Source organism: Bathymodiolus japonicus methanotrophic gill symbiont (assembly GCF_019721995.1).
Lineage (GTDB): Bacteria > Pseudomonadota > Gammaproteobacteria > Methylococcales > Methylomonadaceae > Methyloprofundus.
Map to the genome: position 1 here is coordinate 1 of NZ_BLYC01000046.1, position 23,891 is coordinate 23,891.

General features: G+C 39.2%; 12 protein-coding genes and 7 pseudogenes. 8 read left to right on the forward strand and 11 right to left on the reverse strand.

Annotated elements, in window-relative coordinates; translation table 11 throughout:
• Positions 1-812: 812 nt before the first annotated feature.
• Together K6984_RS35060 and K6984_RS26010 are read right to left on the reverse strand one after the other, a co-directional pair.
• A complete protein-coding gene (locus K6984_RS35060; protein WP_263458596.1) occupies positions 813-941 on the reverse strand; it encodes a hypothetical protein in 129 nt (42 codons plus the stop codon).
• Positions 942-3,578: 2,637 nt separating this feature from the next.
• Positions 3,579-3,833, reverse strand: coding sequence for a hypothetical protein (locus K6984_RS26010; RefSeq protein ID WP_221898056.1), 255 nt, complete (start codon positions 3,831-3,833; stop codon positions 3,579-3,581).
• On the opposite strand from K6984_RS26010, the gene K6984_RS26015 reads away from it, so the two are divergent.
• The 6 genes from K6984_RS26015 to K6984_RS26040 all read left to right on the forward strand — a co-directional run bounded on the left by K6984_RS26015 (position 3,790) and on the right by K6984_RS26040 (position 13,266).
• Positions 3,790-3,930, forward strand: coding sequence for a hypothetical protein (locus K6984_RS26015; RefSeq protein WP_221898057.1), 141 nt, complete (start codon positions 3,790-3,792; stop codon positions 3,928-3,930). The two genes, K6984_RS26010 and K6984_RS26015, sit on opposite strands and share 44 nt — an antisense overlap.
• Before the next feature lie 1,962 nt (positions 3,931-5,892).
• A complete protein-coding gene (locus K6984_RS26020) occupies positions 5,893-6,744 on the forward strand; it encodes a DUF1566 domain-containing protein (protein ID WP_221898058.1) in 852 nt (283 codons plus the stop codon).
• Positions 6,745-6,894: 150 nt separating this feature from the next.
• Complete coding sequence (locus tag K6984_RS26025; RefSeq protein ID WP_221898059.1) at positions 6,895-9,975, forward strand: hypothetical protein; 3,081 nt, start codon at positions 6,895-6,897, stop codon at positions 9,973-9,975.
• 215 nt (positions 9,976-10,190) lie between these two features.
• Entirely contained in the window at positions 10,191-10,760 is a 570-nt protein-coding gene (locus K6984_RS26030) for a hypothetical protein (protein WP_221898060.1), read from the forward strand.
• A gap of 103 nt (positions 10,761-10,863) precedes the next feature.
• Positions 10,864-12,819, forward strand: coding sequence for an RHS repeat-associated core domain-containing protein (locus K6984_RS26035; protein ID WP_221898061.1), 1,956 nt, complete (start codon positions 10,864-10,866; stop codon positions 12,817-12,819).
• Positions 12,820-12,825: 6 nt separating this feature from the next.
• Positions 12,826-13,266, forward strand: coding sequence for a hypothetical protein (locus tag K6984_RS26040; protein ID WP_221898062.1), 441 nt, complete (start codon positions 12,826-12,828; stop codon positions 13,264-13,266).
• A 68-nt stretch (positions 13,267-13,334) separates the two neighbouring features.
• On the opposite strand, the pseudogene K6984_RS31735 reads toward K6984_RS26040, so the two are convergent.
• Positions 13,335-13,472: pseudogene (locus K6984_RS31735) on the reverse strand (IS6 family transposase); the annotation flags it as partial.
• Positions 13,473-13,569: 97 nt separating this feature from the next.
• Positions 13,570-13,713: pseudogene (locus K6984_RS31740) on the reverse strand (IS6 family transposase); the annotation flags it as partial.
• Positions 13,714-15,039: 1,326 nt separating this feature from the next.
• On the opposite strand from K6984_RS31740, the pseudogene K6984_RS26050 reads away from it, so the two are divergent.
• Both K6984_RS26050 and K6984_RS26055 read left to right on the forward strand, forming a co-directional pair.
• Positions 15,040-15,197, forward strand: a pseudogene (locus K6984_RS26050) (IS6 family transposase); the annotation flags it as partial.
• A gap of 96 nt (positions 15,198-15,293) precedes the next feature.
• Positions 15,294-15,431: pseudogene (locus K6984_RS26055) on the forward strand (IS6 family transposase); the annotation flags it as partial.
• A 1,018-nt stretch (positions 15,432-16,449) separates the two neighbouring features.
• On the opposite strand, the pseudogene K6984_RS36675 reads toward K6984_RS26055, so the two are convergent.
• From K6984_RS36675 to K6984_RS26095, 7 genes and pseudogenes are all read right to left on the reverse strand, one after another.
• Positions 16,450-16,581, reverse strand: a pseudogene (locus tag K6984_RS36675) (RHS repeat-associated core domain-containing protein); the annotation flags it as partial.
• A gap of 2,393 nt (positions 16,582-18,974) precedes the next feature.
• A pseudogene (locus tag K6984_RS36980) lies at positions 18,975-19,114 on the reverse strand (RHS repeat domain-containing protein); the annotation flags it as partial.
• A gap of 24 nt (positions 19,115-19,138) precedes the next feature.
• Positions 19,139-19,267, reverse strand: a pseudogene (locus tag K6984_RS36985) (hypothetical protein); the annotation flags it as partial.
• Positions 19,268-19,489: 222 nt separating this feature from the next.
• Positions 19,490-21,352: a hypothetical protein gene (locus tag K6984_RS26080; protein ID WP_221898064.1), complete on the reverse strand. Its 1,863-nt coding sequence runs from the start codon at positions 21,350-21,352 to the stop codon at positions 19,490-19,492.
• Positions 21,353-21,468: 116 nt separating this feature from the next.
• On the reverse strand, positions 21,469-21,804 hold the full coding sequence (locus K6984_RS26085) for a hypothetical protein (protein WP_221898065.1): 336 nt from the start codon (positions 21,802-21,804) through the stop codon (positions 21,469-21,471).
• A 475-nt stretch (positions 21,805-22,279) separates the two neighbouring features.
• A complete protein-coding gene (locus tag K6984_RS26090) occupies positions 22,280-22,807 on the reverse strand; it encodes a hypothetical protein (RefSeq protein ID WP_221898066.1) in 528 nt (175 codons plus the stop codon).
• A 371-nt stretch (positions 22,808-23,178) separates the two neighbouring features.
• Positions 23,179-23,343, reverse strand: a complete 165-nt coding sequence (locus tag K6984_RS26095) for a hypothetical protein (RefSeq protein WP_221898067.1) — start codon at positions 23,341-23,343, stop codon at positions 23,179-23,181.
• Positions 23,344-23,891 lie beyond the last annotated feature (548 nt).

Below are 23,891 nucleotides of genomic sequence, written 5' to 3' on the forward strand. Positions count from 1 at the left end.
TCAATCACAGCAATATGGATTCTCTTAAACCGCGCTCCGCGCATCAATAATAATCAATTGTATTTTTTAAGAATAAAGAGATAGATAATACAGCCATGTAACCCCTAAGGCAGGTCGGACAAAATCCCTTTCACAGCTCCCCCCTCCGAAAAACTACTAAAAAACAGAGAATATCAGCTTGCGTTTCTGTGTATCTTGGAATCGTGTTACTCGAGTTTTCAAGTCCCTTTCACAACCGTTACGCTCTGCGCGTTACCAGATATATAAAATATCCGCCCCTGCTCCAAACGCGCCACCTTTTGCACTATAAAATTCAAATCTCGCAATCAAAACGGCTATAAGCTTGCGACTTCTACTTTATACAAAAAATGCCTTATGGGTTGCCTTAGCAAAGTCCTTGATTGGCAACACTGTCCTGACCTATTCCAAAACATCTTGAGTCCAAATAGGGGCTGAGCTTGAAAGAAGAGAAGAAAAACCGAAATGCTTACAAATGAGATGCTAATTAAGATATAATTAAACATTCGTTTGAAAGAAAGAGTCTGCTTCTTACTTTCAAGCTGTGTATGAGTGATGGCAATCACTCATACACACCTTTAATAAAGGCAAAAAAACCTAAGCACTTAAAAATGCTTGGGTTTTTTTTGCCTTTTAGCCCCTAACGCTGAAAATCAGGGAAACGTAGCCTAAGCGAAGTGAAGATTTTTAGTCCGCGATAGCCGTAGGGCCGTTGTTTTGTCGGAGTCTGAGCGTTAGCGAAGGTGGAGACAAAATGAAAAGGCCATCCGACACGGCGTCAAGTCATTTGGAGCCTATGTTCCGACCCCTTGTTGGGTCGGGACGAGGTGACGAGGACGAATCGGGGCCGCCGGAGGCATAAGTGGTCGCGTTAAGTTTTTGCTGCTTGCTTGGGCTGGGATGCCCAAAACAAGCTTTCGCAAAAATAGCGACTCCCCTTACTTTAAAAGTTCGGGGGCTTGTTTCTAAACCTGAAAGAGGAAATATCAGATTTATTACCAATAACTTTAACTCATACAAGCAAGACATAGCAAGTTTAGCTGTAGTTAAGACTTCTAATAAGTCCTTTAGAGATTTGTTCTTGGCTCGTCATCCCCCTAAGTTCATGAAACATGGGAACGTTCTGTCATCGCTGTTCATTTACTAAATAAAGGGCTGTGATGACCAAGTTTTAGTTCTATCGCAAAAAAAGAATGAGACATTATTACCTCCCCTCTTGGGTATGCCGCTCACTCGAGCCATAAAGCAGACCTACTCTCCCCCGCTATCCTAGCATATCTCACTCTCGCTTTACATCCCAACAGGTGTCCTTGGTGGCTTTGTCGTACAGACTTAATTGTGCCGTAAGGCTCAGTTGTGGGTTTATTACAGAGCAATGGCCTACACCCCACGTATTCATTGAAAAGGGGACAGATAAACTGTTTATACAACACAACCTATTTATCTGTCCCCTCCAGCAAACACGAGAGAGTGAACACGCCAGTTTTTTGCCTACCCTTTACCCATCATGTAAAAGTTATCACCCTATTTTACCTACCCTAATGAATACTTGATTTCCGTTCAATCCGCATTTAACTATTACTATTAGTGAGGCTTTATTGTCTTGATAACTCACATTAAGACGTATGTATCACACCATGCAGAGATAAATAACCCTGTGACATTACTATGTGTAAATTGTGAGCAACAATTCTTATATCGTAGTTACCCACAAGAACTGTTGATAAAAGTGTGTATTACTTTTGAGTAACTGGATTAAAGCCACGGTACATATGGGATAGGGTTATATTGTGTATTTTTTGTACAGGACATTTATTAAGCTACATTTGATTCACAGTTTCACTATGTTCCTAAGTAATGCCACGCATATAACACTATCAAGGAGTGTCACATAAATGGTCGTTTATGTGGTGATGGTGGCTCAAACGGGTTCTATAAGTGTTTGTATAAAAATCAACTGTAACTTGTTTTTATGCGGCAAATGGATAAAACACCATTAACAATAGCAAATATAAAATGGCTTTTATGCGGTTTTTTTTCCATTCGCAAGGTTTAAACCTTGCGCCTTTCAGCAATACCTTCGCCAGAATTAAAATAAACTCATTTTTATGAATTTTATAGCCTATAATCGATTGATTTATATGGGTGTAAGATTGTCATTCTTGGCTTAAATTAAAATTGGCGAAGTTATTGTTTCAGGCGAGCATATTTATCTCAAATGTTACAATCTAAAGATGGATTATCATTATGGCAGTCATACAGTCTACAATGTCGTTTTAGTTAAATATTACTCTATTTAGCTAAAATCAAGATTTGGCGTTAAAAAAACAAGTGTTTTTTTACGTCACCATAAACACAGCTAATCACCATTAACAAGACCTTATTTATAGTTAATAATGTTAAAAAAGGCTGTTAAAAAATATATCTCATGCTATGGTTAATAAAACCCATGTTAATAGGAAAAAATATTATTTATAGGATACCTGTAGCGGCTTTTGTGCGTAGTCGTTGCGGACGCAGGGCGTTCAGGGGATCTCCCATCCGCTGCGTAGGTGAACGAATTATGGCGACAGGAGTCCCGGAATTTCGTGAGGTAGCATGGCGCGCATGACCTTAGGCCCTGTAAAAACTACCTAATAATCAAGGCTTACTTTTTTAACATGGGTTTTATTAACCATAGCATGAGATATATTTTTTAACAGCCTTTTTTAACATTATTAACTATAAATAAGGTCTTGTTAATGGTGATTGGCTGTGTTTATGGTGACGTTAAAAAAACACTTGTTTTTTTAACGCCAAATCTTGATTTTAGCTAAATAGAGTAATATTTAACTAAAACGACATTGTAGACTGTATGACTGCCATAATGATAATCCATCTTTAGATTGTAACATTTGAGATAAATATGCTCGCCTGAAACAATAACTTCGCCAATTTTAATTTAAGCCAAGAATGACAATCTTACACCCATATAAATCAATCGATTATAGGCTATAAAATTCATAAAAATGAGTTTATTTTAATTCTGGCGAAGGTATTGCTGAAAGGCGCAAGGTTTAAACCTTGCGAATGGAAAAAAAACCGCATAAAAGCCATTTTATATTTGCTATTGTTAATGGTGTTTTATCCATTTGCCGCATAAAAACAAGTTACAGTTGATTTTTATACAAACACTTATAGAACCCGTTTGAGCCACCATCACCACATAAACGACCATTTATGTGACACTCCTTGATAGTGTTATATGCGTGGCATTACTTAGGAACATAGTGAAACTGTGAATCAAATGTAGCTTAATAAATGTCCTGTACAAAAAATACACAATATAACCCTATCCCTATATGTACCGTGGCTTTAATCCAGTTACTCAAAAGTAATACACACTTTTATCAACAGTTCTTGTGGGTAACTACGATATAAGAATTGTTGCTCACAATTTACACATAGTAATGTCACAGGGTTATTTATCTCTGCATGGTGTGATACATACGTCTTAATGTGAGTTATCAAGACAATAAAGCCTCACTAATAGTAATAGTTAAATGCGGATTGAACGGAAATCAAGTATTCATTAGGGTAGGCAAAAAACTGGCGTGTTCACTCTCGCTGAAAATCATGGAAACGTAGCTTAGCGAAGTGTTGATTTTTAGTCCCTGATAGGCGACAGGGCAATTCGCTGATTCGACGTGTGCTAGCAGCACGCGAGAGGAGCAAGAATTGCATTCCGAATAGCCGTCCAGCCAGTGAGGTAGTAATGACGAAGCGGCTTTTGTGCGTAGTCGTTGCGGACGCAGGGCGTTCAGGGCATCTCCCATCCGCTGCGTAGGTGAACGAATTATGGCGACAGGAGTCCCGGAATTTCGTGAGGTAGCATGGCGCGCCTGCTCGTGTTTGCTGGAAGGGGACAGATAAATAGGTTGTGTTGTATAAACAGTTTATCTGTCCCCTTTTCAATGAATACGTGGGGTGTAGGCCATTGCTCTGTAATAAACCCACAACTGAGCCTTACGGCACAATTAAGTCTGTACGACAAAGCCACCAAGGACACCTGTTGGGATGTAAAGCGAGAGTGAGATATGCTAGGATAGCGGGGGAGAGTAGGTCTTGCTTTATGGCTCGAGTGAGCGGCATACCCAAGAGGGGAGGTAATAATGTCTCATTCTTTTTTTGCGATAGAACTAAAACTTGGTCATCACAGCCCTTTATTTAGTAAATGAACAGCGATGACAGAACGTTCCCATGTTTCATGAACTTAGGGGGATGACGAGCCAAGAACAAATCTCTAAAGGACTTATTAGAAGTCTTAACTACAGCTAAACTTGCTATGTCTTGCTTGTATGAGTTAAAGTTATTGGTAATAAAATCTGATATTTCCTCTTTCAGGTTTAGAAACAAGCCCCCGAACTTTTAAAGTTTAGGGCTAAAAGGCAAAAAAAAACCCAAGCATTTTTAAGTGCTTAGGTTTTTTGCCTTTATTAAAGGTTGTGTATGAGTGATTGCCATCACTCATACACAGCTTGAAAGTAAGAAGCAGACTCTTTCTTTCAAACGAATGTTAATTATATCTTAATTAGCATCTCATTTGTAAGCATTTCGGTTTTTCTTCTCTTCTTTCAAGCTCAGCCCCTATTTTGGACTCAAGATGTTTTGGAATAGGTCAGGACAGTGTTGCCAATCAAGGACTTTGCTAAGGCAACCCATAAGGCATTTTTTGTATAAAGTAGAAGTCGCAAGCTTATAGCCGTTTTGATTGCGAGATTTGAATTTTATAGTGCAAAAGGTGGCGCGTTTGGAGCAGGGGCGGATATTTTATATATCTGGTAACGCGCAGAGCGTAACGGTTGTGAAAGGGACTTGAAAACTCGAGTAACACGATTCCAAGATACACAGAAACGCAAGCTGATATTCTCTGTTTTTTTAGTAGTTTTTCGGAGGGGGGAGCTGTGAAAGGGATTTCGTCCGCCTGCCTTAGGGGTTAAATGGCTGTATTATCTATCTCTTTATTCTTTAAAAAAAACAATTGATTATTATTGATGCGCGGAGCGCGGTTTAAGAGAATCCATATTGCTGTGATTGAGAGTGATTGTGGAGAATGTGTTGGTAAGGTCTGGGTAACGTCTTTTTGTTATCCATGCTTTATCAATACGTCCCGTAGGGAGCCAATATATTCTCCACATGAAGGTAATAGAAAAATTTGCAAAATGCGTCCTACGGGCATTACAGGGGCTAACCTTACTTGTATGCGAACGTGAAAAACAAAACTAGGCATATTAACTATGAATACCGACAATGCGTATCCCTTGTCCTTACTGCTCTACATAGGATGTGACAATGTAGTGACAATGATTAAATAAACAACAGTTCTAACCCAAAAAGGCACGTCTAAAAGCAATAAGTCTCATTCAATATATCCTATCATCACTTGCACCGTAATCTTGTAAGAATACTGTTAGTGTGTGTTCCAGTGGTGAAGTGTGGAGCTAACTATGTTCAGTATTAAGTGAAAGCACAGCAGTCAATACACCAGTGAAATTCATACCCAGCGACTAAAAAACAAAGGCATCACTATTTATACAACAGAAAATAAAGTTTTTATATCGTATATATTTTCATAAAGTCCATGAAAAAAAACAGAGATTCTGAATTTTTTCAGCGGGGGATACTGCCGCCACAAAAGCCGAAACAACGGAAACAAAGATAAAACAGGGGCAAAGCTGTTCATTTGCAAGTAAAATTGAATGTACAACTTAAACGCAGTGAGTTTTTGTCTTGACTCAGGTGACCACTATAGCTTTCTGCGCTTTTTTGATAACCTTTGCGACAGAACCAACTAGTAGCCGAGTTGCCTTACCGTTAATTTAAACAAGAGCCATCATGAAAACTATAGTTATTACAAGTGCTTTGTTAGTCTCATCCATTTCATTTGCGAATGCGGGACATAATGTAGCGCCGGTTCAAATAAATAAACATGGCATAGCCACGCAGATTAGTCTGGAAGAAAACAAGAATCCTCAGAGCCCCCGTGAATTTTCAGCCCTCCCTTCCCTAATTCCAGTTTCTATAGCAGATACTAACAGGGATATTTCTGAAAATACAAAGGGTAAAGTCTCAACAATAAACGATAGAATTACGAGCTTATCATACCCCTCTCAAGAGGATAAAATGAAAACAGAGTTCCGGAACCTGAGGCTTTGTAAAGGCAGTAATTATCTTCAGGATGAAGCTTGTGAATACACCTATAAAAAGGGGGATACAGGTCCCGCTGGCGGGATTGTCTATTACACCACTGATGGTGGAAAACATGGTTTAGAAGTTGGCTTAGAAGATTTAGTGTCCTCCGGATGGGGATGCTTTGGAATCGCTATTACTGGCGCACGAGGACAAGAAATAGGGGATGGTAAAGCAAATACAGATGCCATTTTAGCTGCAGACTGCACTATCGACGGTGTGAAATCAGCGGCACATGTAGCAGCTAGTTACTCAAGTAACGGTATTTCTGGTTGGCACTTACCCTCTATAAGTTCTTTAAAAGAAATATACTATGTAGTCTATAGAAGCAGCTTACCAGGATTTCATCGAAGCGGCACCCCTCGTTTTTGGTCATCTACAGAGAACAATGCCGAGCGTGCTTGGTTGATGATATTTGGGCCTACTTATGTTTCGGATTATCCAGATTATAAGAATGTTATAACTGCAGCTAAAGTACGCCCTGTTCGTCCTTTCTAACTCGAAAAAAAATAGCGACTCCCCGCAGTGCTCAAAAAACATTCTCTGGTAAAGATCGGTTGTGGCCGGTGTATACATACACAAAAAACTTTTGCAACAGAACCTAAAAGCCAACCAAATAGGCCATAGAGATACTCAGGGAGAAAAGACATGTACTTACAAAAAACATTGCTAGCAATAGGCGTAACTGTTGCTCTAACACATTCAGTACGATTGCAAGCCGACAGTTGCTCTGTTGGAGGGTATAGCGATTCAAGCGCTTCTGCGGATAGCTGGGGAGGGGTATCACTGAATAAAACAGCAGAACTACTACTTGAACTAGAAGACGTTGAAGGAGCTATCTTTGATCCAGCTACTAGTCAGATTATTTTTTATGGAAAAAAAAGAATTCAACTGCCAGAAATGGATATGGATGATCTCAGTGTTGCAATCCGATCCATTTATGGTTACGGGGATAAAGCCCCTCAAGACCCTGGTGTTTCAATAGGTACCGAGCCATCAGAAGTTGAGGGTCAACTTAAGGTTAGGTATGACGGACAAACCAGGAAAACAAAATTCGGTCAGATAATGTTTGACGCTGATTTACGCATGAAACAACTGGCAAGTGGTAAAAGCAACATTACGGGTGAACCTGTTACATCTCAAGTAGCAGGTTATAGGACATTATTAGATAGAGTACTCGATAATCCAGGGCTATATGCTGATCAGAGCGAATGGTCAACACGAATGTGGTTTGTACCTGATGAGGTTCGATTAAGTAGAAGTGCTGATGGCGGTGCTATGAAAATTGATAAAGTCTCACTAAAACTCCTGAACGAATCAACTTTTGAGTCTGAAACTAAAACATCAAACATATTTAACGATCCAGCATCAACTGCTTTCTCGGAACATTTTACAAATAATTACGATAAATTTGCCACAGAATTTGCGGCATTTAAAGACTTAAAACGACTAGCAAAAATAACTGGTATTATAAAATGGATTAAGAATAATGATATTCCAATGGATATATCATTTGTAGATGACTACGAGCCAGTATTTGTCAACACACCTGACTTAACCCCCTCTATTTCAGTATCAGACGAGCGCGATGTCGCAGGGGTGCACCATAAATTTACCTACACGGGCGGAGTAAATTTTAATTTAAATGATGACAATTACGAAGAGACCGATACTGCTGGCACTTCAGAACTCAGAGAGAAGCTCTTAACTGCACGTAACAATGAAGAACAATTTAGCTGGGACTTTAAAAACGACGGACAACAATATCATGCGGTCTCACAATCATTTGCCCGCAGTAAAAAAGATGGCAATATTAGCTGGTCTGCCACAGATATGACTTTTCCAGTTGCAGGTAATCACACGCTTTCTTTAACACGCTACTACAGCTCATTTAATGAAAAAACAGCTGAATTAGGGAGAGGGTGGTGGATAACGCCATATGGGTTGCGCTTTAGCGATGATAAAAAAGGCTACAAAACCGAAGCAACTACAGAGAAACCGAGCATTAGCTTTAGAAGTCATTATCGTATATTCGTACGTACTGGAAGCTCTGAAATGCCCTATACCCTTGCAGGAGTCTCCAGTAACAATAATCCTTTCTATACCAACAAAGACAGCCCTGTACATTTACTCTATAGTGTTGAGGAAGACAGGTACATCCTAAACCACAATAACGGTAGCCAAGTGAGTTTTAATAAGAAAGGGAAACTAACAGCCGTAACAGACATAAATAAAGTAAGCCTCAGCTATTATTACAATAATGAGAACGTAGACGCACACCTCATAAAAATACAACACCAAAATGAGCGAAAAATAGAGTTGGTCTATGAAAATGGTAAACTAGAACAAGTAAAGGGACCAGGGGGGAGCTTAGCAGACTACAGCTATAACTCAGAAAACATGCTCAGTAAAATCACTAGCGATTGCGGTCGAGTAGTCAGCTTAGGCTACGACTCCGAAAAGCGACTTAATAAGATTATTAATGGCAGAGGAGATACGGTTTTTAGCGCAAATTATGACGATTACAATAGGGCCAGTAAACAAAGCTATGGCGCCAAGGCTAAAACACAAAATAAATTCGACTTAGAAAGTCGCATGGGTAATAGTACAGACTCCAATGGAGTGACAATTAAGCGGTTTTATGACGATGAATATCGTCTATTAACCAGTAAAGATAGCGAAGGCCGTCAATATGACCTTACCTGGAACACTAGTCATGGCCCCGCAAGTGTCACCGACCCTATGAGGAAGACCACCTCCTACCAATACGATAGACTTGGTAATGTAACCAAAGTAACCGATGCTCAGGAAAAGTCATCGCAATATAGATATAACAATGCTAGTAACCTGATTTATTCAGAAAATAGTCAAGGACAAGGAACCTATGCAAAATATGATAAATTAAATCGATTAATCGCCCTATACAGCAATGCTAAACTAAACACAGAAACAGATAAAGTAGCTGTAGACTCCGATTTCGTAACCCATTATGAATATGATGCTCAGGGCAATGTATTAAAAGTCCAGCAAGGTGGTGTTGCAGGTAATCAGCAAATTCAAACTGCTACATATGATAGCAATGGTATGCCCACTTCCATTACCAGCCCAACAGGAATCACCCAGTCTTTAGAATACGATGAACGATCAAGGTTAATCCGAAGATATGAAACAACAGAAACAATAGAAGCAACCTTAGTCAGCTACAAATATGATAAAAGCGATCACGTTATAAAAGTAACAACCCCAGCAGGAATAATAAATTATGAATACGATGAGAATGGGAATTTAATTAGCCAAACCGATGACAGGCTCCATGTCACTGGATACACTTACAATGCCGATAACCTCCTTCAAGAAGTCACAGATGCAGAAGGAGGAACCACTCAATACAGCTACGACATTCATGGCAATATTACCAAAATAACACTGCCTAACGGCCTCATAAGAAACATCGGGTATGACAAGCTAGATCGACAGACTAATGAGCTGTGGGTGGATACTCGGGTTGATAGCTTATTTAATGCTATAGAAGAAAAATACCCTACCTATTTCCCTAACCGCCAAGAATCATCTATAAATAAAAATTATTATTTACGCTATTATCCAGAAACAGGTAATTACATGGGAACTAAAGATGGTAGGGTATACGGTTATGGTAATGATTTTAATGGAGTCCATGACTCAGGTTCTTTAGAGGAATTATACACAGAGTATGAAATACCTGAGTAAATGGTTTTGTCGCAAGGTTTATCGCTTGGATCCATTTTTCATCACTGACCCAGTTAGCAGGTATCCAGCTAATGAACATGATTAAAAAAAGGAAAATGATCGGAGGAAACGATTTTATTAATTGGCAGCATAAAGCTCGGTTATGGGCGGGTTTTACACACACGATAAACTTTTTCGACAGAACCATAATCCTCGCACAGGCATGGATATAAGCAATGCGTTATTTAGGAAAAACTCTCATTAGCATAGTAAGCATAAGTGCGATTTCTGTGGTATATAAAAATATAGAATTTACCGAAAAAATCCTCGGTAAGTCACCAATTACGGCACTTTCCGTACAACACAATACTTCATTACCAAAGTTAAAAATAACTGCCTTAGAAGAATTACACCGCCCAGATATTGTCTTTGCACCTGAACCTATGACAGAACCACCGCAACAACACATAGTTTTAAATCAGGCAGGCAGGTTATTACCAGATGCAGGTTTAGACATATCAAAACAAACGATAGGTCTTGCGCATGCAGACGATACTTCACTGAGTAATAAAGTTCCTTTATCAGACTTAGAAAATTGGCAACCAGGTGTGGAAATTCTACATATACCTGAACAATTTATTTCATCAAACGGAAACCTAAATCAACTAATTGAAAAAGACAGAAATAAAATTGAACGTTGGCAAACCGAAAGACAACTGCGAAAACAATTTTATCAACAACAACTTAGTCAGAAACCTAAACGACAGGTCTTGAAAAAATTGCGACAAAGGCTAACCATCCCGTAGTAAAAATTGATGCGAACCCCATAAAAACTAGTTGGTCATCGAAATGAATATTATCTACTTTAAAAAACACCTGTCAGCAAAGACTATCCTATTGCTGTTAATCATGATTAACAGCCTATCTTCCTTTGCCAATATTGAACAAAAGCGGTATCAATACGATCTTAACAGCAATATCACTCAACAAATTACAGCTAAAGGAGATCAGATTGATTATACCTACGATAGTTTAAATCAACTGATTAAGGTCAGCACCAGTGATGAAGATACTGATGTTGAATACGGCTACGATAGCGAGGGACGTATTACTAGTTTGAAGGATGCGACGGGCACTAACCTTTACCAATATGATACCTTAGGTAGACTAACCTCTTATGAACAAGCTGGCGTTGCTAAGTTCTATTATTTCTACAATGAACTCAATCAACTCACCTCTTTTAAAGATCCTCTAGGAAACTGGACTAATTATAAATATAATCTTGATGGGCGACTAATAACTCATTATGACGTTAATGGTTATAATAGCTACGAATACCATGAAACGACAGGACTTCTACTCCGTCACCTTCGATATTCTGTAACCGACACCGCTGGATCCTACCAATTAAATGGCTATACCAGTTATAGTTACGATACCGCCAGACGATTGACGAAAGTGATGCAAACCGGGAAAGATTCTGAAGACAAGGCAACGACCATTTACAGCTATGATGGTAATGGTAATCACACCAAAATAAGCCGCCAAATACCCGGGGAAACTGAATCTGCAACTTATGAATACGACGGTTTAAATCGAATCACTCAAGTTGTCTATACAGGAGGGTCTCGAGATGGGCAAGAAGAGAGTTATAGTTACGATGCGGGTGGCAATCGTCTAAGCAAGGTCAACCATAACGGCACTACTTCTTATGAATACAGCAGTGACAACCGCCTGCTAAAAACCACCGCGCCGCAAGGCGTTACTAACTATGTTTATGACGGTGGCGGTAATATGATTACAAAAACTGGACCTGTTAACACCTTCCATTACCAATACAATAGCCGTAACTTATTAATAGGTTATCAGGACAGTAATAATAACGTCAGTTATCTATACAATGGTGCGGGTCATCGCGTAGCGAAAACCGTGAATAATGTTACCACCCGCTATATCAATCATATAAACTTTGGCTTGCCTCAAGTTGCTTTCGAAACCGATGATAACTATGTGGTAAAACGCTACTATAGTTACGGACTAGGGCGTACAGCCGCGTATGATTGGGGAGCACTCGATAAAGATAAAAGTCAATACTACCTATATGACCGTCCTGGACGGAATGTAACGGCCACAGAAGACAGTTTGGGTAAGACGCGTAATCGCTATAAATACGGTAGTTTTGGAGAAAACTTTAGTAGTCAGGAAAGCTACAGTAATGACTTTAGGTATACTGGAGAGCAAACCGAAAGCGACAGTGGTTTAATTTACCTGAGAGCCCGGTACTACGATCCTGAAATTGGACGATTCATATCGAGAGACCCTTTCTCTGGTTATATGAGTGTGCCTGAATCTCAGAATATGTATGCTTATGCGCATAATAATCCATTGAAGTTTGTTGATCCTAGTGGGGAGTGTGTTGAAACACTGTGGGATGCGGCTAATGTCATCTATGATATAGGGAAAATTTCTTATGGCTATCTTAACAATAATCAACATGCTGTTTCATCAGGTTATTCCGATTTAGGTGCTGACCTATTTTCTCTAGCAATACCAGGACTACCAGCAGGTATTACTAAACTTAGGGGGATTAATGGTTCCACAAAGAGTGTAAAACCATCTTTATCGGCTCACAAGAAAGCCTTAAAAAAAGTACAACAAGAAGTAGGAGCTCTCCCAAAAGGTAAACTTGGAAAGTTTGGAAGTCCACAAGCAGGAGATAGAAAAAAAGGATATAGGCTTGATCCACCTCATAACGGTGCAGCGAAAGGTGGTGCCGAGTCAAAATACCATATTAATTGGTGGGATTATACAAATGGTAAACGTGGAAAGGGAGGGCGAAGTGGGGCTGTATCAATTGATGACTAAATTGTAATGGAACAAATAAAGATCGATAATTTTATTAAGGAACACCCTGGAAGTAGTTTTCCAAATTACACCCATTTAGAAGATAAAATATGCGCAGATATTAGCCTTTCTATTTTAAATAAACTAGATCTTATCTCTACTACAGATGATTTGATGTTAGTTAATGAGGTGGATAAGCTTGGTGATATTTGTGATGTGGTTATAAGTGATGATGAGAACTTTAACCTAAAAAATACCTTGTCATCGCTAGGAGTAAATTATTCCAAAAATGTTTATATTAATTGGTATAGATACGATGATATAGATAAAATGAAAATTGATGACTTGATAAATTATTTTGATGATATATGGTATTTAGGTTCTGATGATATTGATATTTTTGATGAATCTCTGACTTGGATAGTATCCATAACTCACTTTGGACAGGTGAATTTTTTAAAAATATAGTTACGTGCCGCAAGCGGTTCTGTCGCAATAATTATCAAAAACGCAGACCTCCTGGTCTTCAGGCATAACTATCCTGCTAAAGCCATAAACTGCTTATAAGCAGGAATATTTTCCTCAGACAATTGTCCCTTTCGGATCATATGTGCTGTTTCAATTCCATCAATGGTTGCTTGAGCGGAGTGAAACGCTTTAAAGCCCATCATTGGCCAGGAGGTCTGCGCTTTTGATAATTATTGCGACAGAACCAGTTTTATTGCCTTTGCTATAATTCCTTATCCCGAACTCAGGTTATTTATGAAATTCTTTCTCTAATTCAGGTGCATAATTTATCCCCCACCGATTAAGGGTGCTGTCGTCAACATGATAGCCTCGTTCTTCAGGTATTTCCTCAAGATTTCGATAACTGAGCGGATAAGCCAAGTACCATCTGACATTTAGGAGAATGATTTCTTTTTCAAAACCAAATTTTGTCCCATTTTAGACGGAAATCCTTTTTTGCGACAGAGCCGTCTAGCTTAGATTATTTTCCTTTCTGTTACGGGCTCTTGTATTCTTTATCTCAGGTATTTTCATTCGTCCCTGCCGGACGTAGCATCACAATTGCTATTCTTGATAAGTTATTTCCATGCGAAACAATAATACCGGACGGGGTCTATTTCTTTAGCCTACTTCAGGGCGTACTATCGTTTGTACTTGTGTTTTTAATAGGCTCAGGATTTCGTAATAGATTTCGACTCTGAAATTCACTCTCCCACTTTAAAACCTGTTAACTCTATGGAAGTGGACAGTTGCTCCGATGGATACTATTTCATCAAGAAGTGGCGGCAAGTATTTTGTGTTGCATCCTAGCCGTGATCTTACATTGAGCAGTTCTATTGGGTTCTGTCACAAAAAAAAATGATAGAAAAAATGACTAGCACGGAAAATCCTGAATCTTTTTTTATTTTTTTTTGCTCTTTTAACATTCAGGGTTACCTATAGGGGGCGGGGGGGGCGAATCAAAAAAAACGACATTGATTTTCAGAAAATCCAAAAACAAAAAAAATATTGATTTGCAAAAAAGAAAATAGCCAGCAAATCAACAGATTATTAATGACTGATTGCTCCAATAGTGATGTAAAAATACACTGTACATCAACTATTGGAGCAATCAGTCATTAATAATCTGTTGATTTGCTGGCTATTTTCTTTTTTGCAAATCAATATTTTTGTTTTTGGATTTCCTGAAAATCCATATCGTTTTTTTGATTCGACCCCCGCCCCCTATAGGTAACCCTGAATGTAAAAAGAACAAAAAAAGATTCAGGATTTTCCGTGCTAGTCATTTTTTCTATCATTTTTTTTGTGACAGAACCCAATAGAACTGCTCAATGTAAGATCACGGCTAGGACGCAACACAAAATACTTGCCGCCACTTCTTGATGAAATAGTATCCATCGGAGCAACTGTCCACTTCCATAGAGTTAACAGGTTTTAAAGTGGGAGAGTGAATTTCAGAGTCGAAATCTATTACGAAATCCTAAGCCTATAAAAAACAAAAGTACAAACGATAGCACGCCCTGAAGTAGGCTAAAGAAATAGACTCCGTCCGGTATTATTGTTTCGCATGGAAATAACTTATCAAGAATACCAATTGTGATGCTACGTCCGGCAGGGACGAATGAAAATACCTGAGATAAAGAATACAAGAGCCCGTAACAGAAAGGAAAATAATCTAAGCTAGACGGCTCTGTCGCAAAAAGGATTTCCGTCTAAAATGGGACAAAATTTGGTTTGAAAAAAGAAATCATTCTCCTAAATGTCAGATGGTACTTGGCTTATCCGCTCAGTTATCGAAATCTTGAGGAAATACCTGAAGAACGAGGCTATCATGTTGACGACAGCACCCTTAATCGTGTGGGATAAATTATGCACCTGAATTAGAGAAAAGAATTTCATAAATAACCTGAGTTCGGGATAAGGAATTATAGCAAAGGCAATAAAAACTGGTTCTGTCGCAATAATTATCAAAAGCGCAGACCTCCTGGCCAATGATGGGCTTTAAAGCGTTTCACTCCGCTCAAGCAACCATTGATGGAATTGAAACGGCACATATGATCCGAAATGGACAATTGTCTGAGGAAAATATGCCTACTTATAAGCAATTTATGGCTTTAGCAGGATAGTTATGCCTGAAGGACTAGGCTTCCTGCGTTTTTAACATACTTGCGACAGAACCGCTTGCGGCACGTAACTATATTTTTAAAAAATTCACCTGTCAAGTGAGTTATGGATACATCCAAGTCAGAGATTCATCAAAAATATCAATATCATCAGAACCTAAATACCATATATCATCAAAATAATTATCAAGTCATCAATTTTCATTTATCTATATCATCGTATCTATACCATTAATATAAACATTTTGGAATAATTACTCCTAGCGATGACAAGGTATTTTTTAGGTTAAAGTTCTCATCATCACTTATAACCACATCACAAATATCACCAAGCTTATCCACCTCATTAACTACATCAATCATCTGTAGTAGAGATAGATCTAGTTTATTTAAAATAGAAAGGCTAATATCTGCGCATATTTTATCTTCTAAATGGGTGTATTTGGAAAACTACTTCCAGGGTGTTCCTTAATAAAATTATCGATCTTTATTTGTTCCATTACAATTTAGTCATCAATGATACAGCCCCACTTCGCCCTCCCTTTCCACGTTTACCATTTGTATAATCCACCATTATATGGTATTTTGACTCGGCACCACCTTTCGCTGCACCGTTATGAGGTGGATCAAGCCTATATCCTTTTTTCTATCTCCTGCTTGTGGACTTCCAAACTTTCCAAGTTTACCTTTTGGGAGAGCTCCTACTTCTTGTTGTACTTTTTTAAGGCTTTCTTGTGAGCCGATAAAGATGGTTTTACACTCTTTGTGGAACCATTAATCCCCTAAGTTTAGTAATACCTGCTGGTAGTCCTGGTATTGCTAGAGAAAATAGGTCAGCACCTAAATCGAATAACCTGATGAAACAGCATGTTGATTATTGTTAAGATAGCCATAAGAAATTTTCCCTATATCATAGATGACATTAGCCGATCCCACAGTGTTTCACACACTCCCCACTAGGATCAACAAACTTCATGGATTATTATGCGCTAAGCATACATATTCTGAGATTCAGGCACACTCATATACCAGAGAAAGGGTCTCTCGATATGAATCGTCCAATTTCAGGATCGTAGTACCGGGCTCTCAGGTAAATTAAACCACTGTCGCTTGTTCCGGTTTGCTCTCCAGTATACCTAAAGTCATTACTGTAGCTTTCCTGACTACTAAAGTTTCTCCAAAACTACCGTATTTATAGCGATTACGCGTCTTACCCAAACTGTCTTCTGTGGCCGTTACATTCCGTCCAGGACGGTCATATAGGTAGTATTGACTTTTATCTTTATCGAGTGCTCCCCAATCATACGCGGCTGTACGCCCTAGTCCGTAACTATAGTAGCGTTTTACCACATAGTTATCATCGGTTTCGAAAGCAACTTGAGGCAAGCCAAAGTTTATATGATTGATATAGCGGGTGGTAACATATTCACGGTTTTCGCTACGCGATGACCCGCACCATTGTATAGATAACGACGTTATTATTACTGTCCTGATAACCTATTAATAAGTTACGGCTATTGTATTGGTATGAAGGTGTTAACAGTCCAGTTTTTGTAATCATATTACCGCCACCGTCATAAACATAGTTAGTAACGCCTTGCGGCGCGGTGGTTTTTAGCAGGCGGTTGTCACTGCTGTATTCATAAGAATAGTGCCGTTATGGTTGACCTTGCTTAGACGATTGCCACCCGCATCGTAACTATAACTCTCTTCTTGCCCATCTCGAGACCCTCCTGTATAGACAACTTGAGTGATTCGATTTAAACCGTCGTATCATAAGTTGCAGATTCAGTTTCCCCGGGTATTTGGCGGCTTATTTTGGTGTGATTACATTACCATCATAGCTGTAAATGGTCGTTGCTTGTCTTCAGATCTTTCCCGGTTTGCATCACTTTCGTCAATCGTCTGGCGGTATCGTAACTATAACTGGTATAGCCATTTATGGTAGGATCCAGCGTGTCGGTTACAGAATATCGAAGGTGACGGAGTAGAAGTCCTGTCGTTTCATGTTATTCGTAGCTATTATAACCATTAACGTCATAATGAGTTATTAGTCGCCCATCAAGATTATATTATAATTAGTCCAGTTTCCTAGAGGATCTTTAAAAGAGGTGAGTTGATTGAGTCATTTGTAGAAATAATAGAACTTAGCAACGCCAGCTTGTTCATAAGAGGTAGTCTACCTAAGGTATCATATTGGTAAAGGTTAGTGCCGTCGCATCCTTCAAACTATAATACGTCCCTCGCTATCGTAGCCGTATTCAACATCAGTATCTTCATCACTGGTGCTGACCTTAATCAGTTTGATTTAAACTATCGTAGGTATAATCAATCTGATCTCCTTTAGCTGTAATTTGTTGAGTGATATTGCTGTTAGATCGTATTGATACCGCTTTTGTTCAATATTGGCAAAGGAAGATAGGCTGTAATCATGATTAACAGCAATAGGATAGTCTTTGCTGACAGGTGTTTTTTAAAGTAATAATATTCATTTCGATGACCAACTAGTTTTATGGGTTCGCATCAATTTTACTACGGGATGGTTAGCCTTTGTCGCAATTTTTTCAAGACCTGTCGTTTAGGTTTCTGACTAAGTTGTTGTTGATAAAATTGTTTTCAGCAGTTGTCTTTCGGTTTGCCAACGTTCAATTTTATTTCTGTCTTTTTCAATTAGTTGATTTAGGTTTCCGTTTGATGAAATAATTGTTCAGGTATATGTAGAATTTCCACACCTGGTTGCCAATTTTCTAAGTCTGATAAGGAACTTTATTACTCAGTGAAGTATCGTCTGCATGCGCAAGACCTATCGTTTGTTTTGATATGTCTAAACCTGCATCGGTATAACCTGCCTGCCTGATTTAACTATGTGTTGTTGCGGTGGTTCTGTCATAGGTTCAGGTGCAAAGACAATATCTGGCGGTGTAATTCTTCTAAGGCAGTTTATTTTTAACTTTGGTAATGAAGTATTGTGTTGTACGGAAAGTGCCGTAATTGGTGACTTACCGAGATTTTTTCGGTAAATTCTATATTTTTATTACCACAGAATCGCACTTATGCTTACTATGCTAATGAGAGTTTTCCTAAATAACGCATTGCTTATATCCATGCCTGTGCGAGGATTATGGTTCTGTCGAAAGTTTATCGTGTGTGTAAAAACCCGCCCATAACGAGCTTTATGCTGCCATTAATAAAATCGTTTCCTCGATCATTTTCCTTTTTTAATCATGTTCATTAGCTGGATACCTGCTAACTGGGTCAGTGATGAAAAATGGATCCAAGCGATAAACCTTGCGACAAAACCATTTACTCAGGTATTTCATACTCTGTGTATAATTCCTCTAAAGAACCTGAGTCATGGACTCCATTAAATCATTACCATAACCGTATACCCTACCATCTTTAGTTCCCATGTAATTACCTGTTTCTGGATAATAGCGTAATAATAATTTTTATTTATAGATGATCTTGGCGGTTAGGGAAATAGGTAGGGTATTTTTCTTCTATAGCATTAAATAAGCTATCAACCGAGTATCCACCCACAGCTCATTAGTCCTGTCGATCTAGCTTGTCATACCCGATGTTTCTTATGAGGCCGTTAGGCAGTGTTATTTTGGTAATATTGCCATGAATGTCGTAGCTGTATTGAGTGGTTCCTCCTTCTGCATCTGTGACTTCTTGAAGGAGGTTATCGGCATTGTAAGTGTATCCAGTGACATGGAGCCTGTCATCGGTTGGCTAATTAAATTCCCATTCTCATCGTATTCATAATTATTATTCCTGCTGGGGTTGTTTACTTTTATAACGTGATCGCTTTTATCATATTTGTAGCTGACTAGGTTGCTTCTATTGTTTCTGTTGTTTCATATCTTCGGATTAACCTTGATCGTTCATCGTATTCTAAAGACTGGGTGATTCCTGTTGGGCTGGTAATGGAAGTGGGCATACCATTGCTATCATATGTAGCAGTTTGATTGCTGATTACCTGCAACACCACCTTGCTGGACTTTTAATACATTGCCCTGAGCATCATATTCATATGGGTTACGAATCGGAGTCTACAGCTACTTTATCTGTTTTCTGTGTTTTAGTTTAGCATTGCTGTATAGGGCGATTAATCGATTTAATTTATCATATTTTGCATAGGTTCCTTGTCCTTGACTATTTTCTGAATAAATCAGGTTACTAGCATTGTTATATCTATATTGCGATGACTTTTCCTGAGCATCGGTTACTTTGGTTACATTACCAAGTCTATCGTATTGGTAGGAGGTGGTCTTCCTCATAGGGTCGGTGACACTTGCGGGGCCATGACTAGTGTTCCAGGTAAGGTCATATTGACGGCCTTCGCTATCTTTACTGGTTAATAGACGATATTCATCGTCATAAAACCGCTTAATTGTCACTCCATTGGAGTCTGTACTATTACCCATGCGACTTTCTAAGTCGAATTTATTTTGTGTTTTAGCCTTGGCGCCATAGCTTTGTTTACTGGCCCCTATTGTAATCGTCATAATTTGCGCTAAAAACCGTATCTCCTCTGCCATTAATAATCTTATTAAGTCGCTTTCGGAGTCGTAGCCTAAGCTGACTACTCGACCGCAATCGCTAGTGATTTTACTGAGCATGTTTTCTGAGTTATAGCTGTAGTCTGCTAAGCTCCCCCCTGGTCCCTTTACTTGTTCTAGTTTACCATTTTCATAGACCAACTCTATTTTTCGCTCATTTTGGTGTTGTATTTTTATGAGGTGTGCGTCTACGTTCTCATTATTGTAATAATAGCTGAGGCTTACTTTATTTATGTCTGTTACGGCTGTTAGTTTCCCTTTCTTATTAAAACTCACTTGGCTACCGTTATTGTGGTTTAGGATGTACCTGTCTTCCTCAACACTATAGAGTAAATGTACAGGGCTGTCTTTGTTGGTATAGAAAGGATTATTGTTACTGGAGACTCCTGCAAGGGTATAGGGCATTTCAGAGCTTCCAGTACGTACGAATATACGATAATGACTTCTAAAGCTAATGCTCGGTTTCTCTGTAGTTGCTTCGGTTTTGTAGCCTTTTTTATCATCGCTAAAGCGCAACCCATATGGCGTTATCCACCACCCTCTCCCTAATTCAGCTGTTTTTTCATTAAATGAGCTGTAGTAGCGTGTTAAAGAAAGCGTGTGATTACCTGCAACTGGAAAAGTCATATCTGTGGCAGACCAGCTAATATTGCCATCTTTTTTACTGCGGGCAAATGATTGTGAGACCGCATGATATTGTTGTCCGTCGTTTTTAAAGTCCCAGCTAAATTGTTCTTCATTGTTACGTGCAGTTAAGAGCTTCTCTCTGAGTTCTGAAGTGCCAGCAGTATCGGTCTCTTCGTAATTGTCATCATTTAAATTAAAATTTACTCCGCCCGTGTAGGTAAATTTATGGTGCACCCCTGCGACATCGCGCTCGTCTGATACTGAAATAGAGGGGGTTAAGTCAGGTGTGTTGACAAATACTGGCTCGTAGTCATCTACAAATGATATATCCATTGGAATATCATTATTCTTAATCCATTTTATAATACCAGTTATTTTTGCTAGTCGTTTTAAGTCTTTAAATGCCGCAAATTCTGTGGCAAATTTATCGTAATTATTTGTAAAATGTTCCGAGAAAGCAGTTGATGCTGGATCGTTAAATATGTTTGATGTTTTAGTTTCAGACTCAAAAGTTGATTCGTTCAGGAGTTTTAGTGAGACTTTATCAATTTTCATAGCACCGCCATCAGCACTTCTACTTAATCGAACCTCATCAGGTACAAACCACATTCGTGTTGACCATTCGCTCTGATCAGCATATAGCCCTGGATTATCGAGTACTCTATCTAATAATGTCCTATAACCTGCTACTTGAGATGTAACAGGTTCACCCGTAATGTTTGCTTTTACCACTTGCCAGTTGTTTCATGCGTAAATCAGCGTCAAACATTATCTGACCGAATTTTGTTTTCCTGTTTGTCCGTCATACCTAACCTTAAGTTGACCCTCAACTTCTGATGGCTCGGTACCTATTGAAACACCAGGGTCTTGAGGGGCTTTATCCCCGTAACCATAAATGGATCGGATTGCAACACTGAGATCATCCATATCCATTTCTGGCAGTTGAATTCTTTTTTTCCATAAAAAATAATCTGACTAGTAGCTGGATCAAAGATAGCTCCTTCAACGTCTTCTAGTTCAAGTAGTAGTTCTGCTGTTTTATTCAGTGATACCCCTCCCCAGCTATCCGCAGAAGCGCTTGAATCGCTATACCCTCCAACAGAGCAACTGTCGGCTTGCAATCGTACTGAATGTGTTAGAGCAACAGTTACGCCTATTGCTAGCAATGTTTTTTGTAAGTACATGTCTTTTCTCCCTGAGTATCTCTATGGCCTATTTGGTTGGCTTTTAGGTTCTGTTGCAAAAGTTTTTTGTGTATGTATACACCGGCCACAACCGATCTTTACCAGAGAATGTTTTTTGAGCACTGCGGGGAGTCGCTATTTTTTTTCGAGTTAGAAAGGACGAACAGGGCGTACTTTAGCTGCAGTTATAACATTCTTATAATCTGGATAATCCGAAACATAAGTAGGCCCAAATATCATCAACCAAGCACGCTCGGCATTGTTCTCTGTAGATGACCAAAAACGAGGGGTGCCGCTTCGATGAAATCCTGGTAAGCTGCTTCTATAGACTACATAGTATATTTCTTTTAAAGAACTTATAGAGGGTAAGTGCCAACCAGAAATACCGTTACTTGAGTAACTAGCTGCTACATGTGCCGCTGATTTCACACCGTCGATAGTGCAGTCTGCAGCTAAAATGGCATCTGTATTTGCTTTACCATCCCCTATTTCTTGTCCTCGTGCGCCAGTAATAGCGATTCCAAAGCATCCCCATGCGGGAGGACACTAAATCTTCTAAGCCAACTTCTAAACCATGTTTTCCACCATCAGTGGTGTAATAGACAATCCCGCCAGCGGGACCTGTATCCCCCTTTTTATAGGTGTATTCACAAGCTTCATCCTGAAGATAATTACTGCCTTTACAAAGCCTCAGGTTCCGAAACTCTGTTTTCATTTTATCCTCTTGAGAGGGGTATGATAAGCTCGTAATTCTATCGTTTATTGTTGAGACTTTACCCTTTGTATTTTCAGAAATATCCCTGTTAGTATCTGCTATAGAAACTGGAATTAGGGAAGGGAGGGCTGAAAATTCACGGGGGCTCTCAGGATTCTTGTTTTCTTCCAGACTAATCTGCGTGGCTATGCCATGTTTATTTATTTGAACCGGCGCTACATTATGTCCCGCATTCGCAAATGAAATGGATGAGGCTAACAAAGCACTTGTAATAACTATAGTTTTCATGATGGCTCTTGTTTAAATTAACGGTAAGGCAACTCGGCTACTAGTTGGTTCTGTCGCAAAGGTTTATCAAAAAAGCGCAGAAAGCTATAGTGGTCACCTGAGTCAAGACAAAACTCACTGCGTTTAAGTTGTACATTCAATTTTACTTGCAAATGAACAGCTTTGCCCTGTTTTATCTTTGTTTCCGTTGTTTCGGCTTTTGTGGCGCGCAGTATCCCCCGCTGAAAAAATTCAGAATCTCTGTTTTTTCATGGACTTTATGAAATATATACGATATAAAAACTTTATTTTCTGTTGTATAAATAGTGATGCCTTTGTTTTTTAGTCGAGGGTATGAATTTCACACTGGTGTATTGCATGCTGTAATGCTGTCACTTAATACGAAAATAGTAGCTCAACACTTCACCACTGGAACACACACTCGCTGAAAATCCTGGACACGGAGCTTTAGCGAATTGAAGATTTTCTTTAGTCGCGATAGCCGTAGGGCGTTGTTTTGTCGGAGTCTGAGCGTTTAGCGAAGGTGGAGACCCCAAATAAAAGGCATCCGACACGGCCGTCAAGTCATTTGGAGCCTATGTTCCGACACATTGTTGGGTCGGGACGAGGACGAGGGACGATCGGGGCCGCCGGACGGCATAAGTGGTCGCTTAGTTTTTGCTGCTTGCTTGGGCTGGGAATGCCCAAAAAAGTTTCGACACAAAATAGCGACTCCCCGCAGAACAGTATTCTGACAAGATTACCAGGGTGCAAGTGATGACTGAGTTAATATTGAATGTAGACTTATTAGACCGTTTAGACTGTGACTCTGCGGTTAGAACTGTTGTTTATTTAATCATTGTCACTACATTGTCACATCCTATGTAGAGCAGTAAGGACAAGGGATACGCATTGTCGGTATTCATAGTTAATATGCCTAGTTTTGTTTTTCACGTTCGCATACAAGTAAGGTTAGCCCCTGTAATGCACCGCTCGACGACATTTTGCATTTTTCTATCCCTTCATGTGGAGACATATATGGCTACCCTCCGAGCTCGTATGATAAAGCATGGATAACAAAAAGACGTATCCACACCTTACCAAC